Source organism: Novosphingobium lindaniclasticum LE124, from assembly GCF_000445125.1.
Lineage (GTDB): Bacteria > Pseudomonadota > Alphaproteobacteria > Sphingomonadales > Sphingomonadaceae > Novosphingobium > Novosphingobium lindaniclasticum.
Window position 1 is genome coordinate 1 of the sequence record NZ_ATHL01000068.1, and the last position, 3,599, is coordinate 3,599.

The following is a 3,599-nucleotide window of genomic DNA, read 5'->3' on the forward strand; positions in this document are numbered from 1 at the left end:
AGCTGGAGACCCGCAAAAACCGGGTAATTTCGGCCTGGCTTGACAGACGTCGAGGCTTCGGAGCGCACGAACGGCATCGTTCGGACCGATTTCCACGATGCCTAGCGTTGATTTCGCCGGTTTGGCTGGCTTGCAGACAGAGTCAGCCCCTGCATTCCCGGCGTTCGTGGAAAATCAGGCGGTTGAAGTTGTAGGCCAAGTTGCAAAGCGTCAGTTTTGCCTCAGCGCGGGCGAGGCCGATGGTGCGGATGAACAGGTTGAACCGGTTCTTCTGATGGGCGAAGACATGTTCGACATGGGCCCGGATCGAGGATTTGGCTGCATTGGCCCGCGAGGTGGCCTTCGACATCGGCTTGCCCATAGGTTTGCGCCGATGAATGCGGGACGTGAGCATCTGATCCGACAACCACTTCTCGTTGCGCCTGGAGCGATAGGCACTGTCTGCCCAGACCTCGGAACTGGTATTGTCCGTGCTGACGACCTGCCGGAGAAGACGCCCGTCCGCCGCTGACGCCGAAGTCACCGCCATGCCTCGGATGAAGCCGAAGCGTCGATCGATGCTGATGTGGGATTTGTAGCCGAAGACCGGCAGGGCGATCATGGGGAGCGGCGTTCCATCCGCTCGATACCGAACTTTCCCGCCGATCTTGAGGGTCCAGCGCGCGTCGGTATCCTTTTGTGCTGCCTTGTTCGGCTCGTTCGGCCAGATATCTCTGGCGCTCTTGCCCGACTTGATCGCTTCGCGTTCGCCCTCGGTGTTCCGCTGTCTTGGTGCAGGCACCAGCGAGGCGTCCACGAGTTGCCCGGACATTGGAATGTAGCCCTTCTTCTGGAGTTGCCAGTCAAAGGCCTTCATCACCCGCTTGAGCGTTCCCGTCTCGGTCAGGCGATTGCGAAAATGCCGGATCGTGTTCTCATCCGGCGTGCGGTCCCCAAGCGACAGTCCCAGAAACCGCAGCCAACTCAGCCGATCGCGGATCATGAACTCCATCCGGGCGTCTGACAGATTATGCTGCGCCTGCAGGATCAGGGCCTTGAACATCATCACCGGATCGAAGGGTGGGCGTCCGCCTTTGGCTCCATCGCCATAACCAAGCCCTTCGACCAGCCACGCTCGGAAATACTCGAAATCCACCGTCTCCTGCAAAACCTCAAGCGGATCGCCCTCCTTGCTCAATGCCTCAAGGTGATCGCTCAAACTGAACAGGGACTTGGGATCCATGGCTGGCCTCCGTGATCGCGCGCCCTCAATGAATCATCATAGCCGTCCAAACACTACCGGTTTTTGCGGGTCTCCAGCTCATGGTGCGACATGTCGCTAGGTATTCTACATGTAACGTCCACTGTTGAAACACCGTCGGCGTCTCGGTCGATTTTAATTGAACACCGAACCAATCGTTCTCCTAAAATCTTGAAAGCATTAGGCCCGTGTGCATCTGCGGCGTGCTGTTTCAAAGAAGCAACCGATTGCTCAAGAAGTAAGGAGAAACCTTCGTTGGAAAGTTCAGGATCGTTAAGTGCAACTAATGTTAATTGAATTCTATTAATCTCGTAATTCATAATTATTTATTCTATGGCATATTTTCTTGGCCAGATGAACTATATAGCCCACGATGGCTTCGGCGTAAACCGTATGTAACCATCGTTATTAATCCACGTATTTATAATTCTATTCTCATACTGTCGTGGTTATCATTTGGGCACAGCTCCTCCTCCGCTAGGGTGATAAGATAAAGAATAATATCTTCAACTTAGTTCACGCGGAGTCTTACACCCAGAATATCTTTACATGTTCTTATATAGCCTAGCTACCTATTGCTCATACCCTTGAAAGGTAAGAGACGGGGGTCACACCGTGTGATACCTGCTGAGAATGCAGCAGGACATAAAAATATCAGCCCATATACGCTAGGTTGTTCCATCGAGCTATTCCAACTCAACCGGAGGGTCGGAGGTCAGTCTTGCGACTTCTAAGTTCCCCAAAAAACATAACTTGTCACCGCTTCAAGAAGTACGGTGAAAGTTCCAACACAAGTAGGTCTGCTGCGCATCGGCTTTCGCCTTCGCAAGCTAGGGTGCTATCACTGATAAGGAACTCGGTCCTAAGAGCCGGACCGGAGGCATTTGGCTTTGCTGATTGAGCGTTCTAGCCAAGAAAAGGTTCGCTGTTTCAAGCATTATAAGCATAATCAGCCTCGAAGACAATCCCCCCTGTGTGATTTTGGTAAATTAAAGCTCGATATGGCTTGATTTACGGAATTAAACCCAGAAATAATTCCATAAAACAAGATAATTTTATTAAACTCACTAATATCTATGTTTATATAAACAAACATTAATGAAAATAAACTTGGGCGATGGTCGTAAATAAATCACAATATAAATATTGCTAAACAAATTTATGCGGCAATAAAGGGTGTGGGATAAGTTTAACGGTATATATGAAGTTAGTAAAATAGGCGGGATGCAAGACGCTGTTGCCCGTACAGTGCGCTCAACCCCCGAGAGGCAGGTAGCCATATTTTCCGATCCATGCGCTGTACGGGCTCCTGAGGGCAATTTAGAGCATATTCAATGCTACAGACGCCCACCAATCGCGATTAAGTCACCGTTATTCTTCGGTTTTCGGACTACCGGTGTGACGTTAGAGGTAATCGGCGTTGGGAGTAGGAGCGGAAGGGTTTCACCCCTTCTGACTCCTTCTATGACTTCCCCATTTGAGCCAATGATCATAGCGACAAGACCTAGGAGGCGTTGACAAATTGGCGGGTCCACAGCCGGATTGAGACGATGTGGATGAAGCCGAGGTAGCTATCGGCGGTTTTGTCATAGCGGGTTGCCAGCCTTCGGGCGTTCTTGAGCTTGTTAAAGCAGCGTTCGACCATGTTGCGCAGGGCATAGATCGCGGCATCGACGGGCAATTGGATCAGCCGGTTCCGCTTGGTCGGGATCATGGCAATACCGCCGCGCTTCTCCATGTCCTTGCGAATGAAGTCTGCATCATAGCCCTTGTCGGCCAGCAGCACCTTGGGCGCTGGTCCATCGGCATCCATGACCGGCATATATCCCTTGAAGTCGGAAGCTTCGCCCCCGGTCAGCGCCACCGCTATGGGCAAGCCCAGCGCATTGACACGGAGGTGGATCTTGGTCGTAAAGCCACCTTTTGAGCGGCCAAGACCCTGACACGGAGTCCCCCTTTAGCGCCGGCTGAACAGTGGTGCGCCCGGATTATTGTGCTGTCGATCATTTGCAGGCTGGGGCCGCCGCCTCCGCTTTCGTTGAAGGCTTCGAGCAGCAACTCCCACAGACCAGACAGCGTCCAGCGCCGGAACTGGCGGTAAACCGATGACCATTTGCCGAAATGCTCGTGCAGATCGCGCCAGGCTACGCCCGTTCGTGCGATCCAGAAAATGCCATCCAGGACAAGCCGGTGATTTCGTGGGCGCCGACCGCTGCGTGCACCACGCTCAATCACGAAGGGCTCAAGGCAGGCCCATTCCTCATCGCTCATCAGACCACGGATCAAGGTAGCTTCCCCAAAAGCCACCTTGAATCAGAACCTACGCGATTTGGGAATCCTCTTTGTCAACACGGCCTAG

The 3,599-nt window shown here is 52.7% G+C and carries 3 protein-coding genes; 1 reads left to right on the forward strand and 2 read right to left on the reverse strand.

Annotated features, from left to right (window positions below; translation table 11 throughout):
- Window positions 1-142: 142 nt before the first annotated feature.
- A complete protein-coding gene (locus L284_RS33970) occupies window positions 143-1,222 on the reverse strand; it encodes an IS5/IS1182 family transposase (RefSeq protein ID WP_021233694.1) in 1,080 nt (359 codons plus the stop codon).
- Between the two features lie 1,522 nt (window positions 1,223-2,744).
- A protein-coding gene (locus L284_RS47340; protein ID WP_235054344.1) for an IS5 family transposase occupies window positions 2,745-3,475 on the reverse strand; the annotation gives its coding sequence in 2 pieces (ribosomal slippage) (window positions 2,745-3,190 and window positions 3,190-3,475; 732 coding nt in all).
- Between L284_RS47340 and L284_RS48760 the strand changes: the two genes are divergently transcribed.
- A partial coding sequence (locus tag L284_RS48760) for a hypothetical protein (protein ID WP_235054345.1) occupies window positions 3,362-3,599 on the forward strand: 238 nt, incomplete at its 3' end. The genes L284_RS47340 and L284_RS48760 overlap by 114 nt on opposite strands.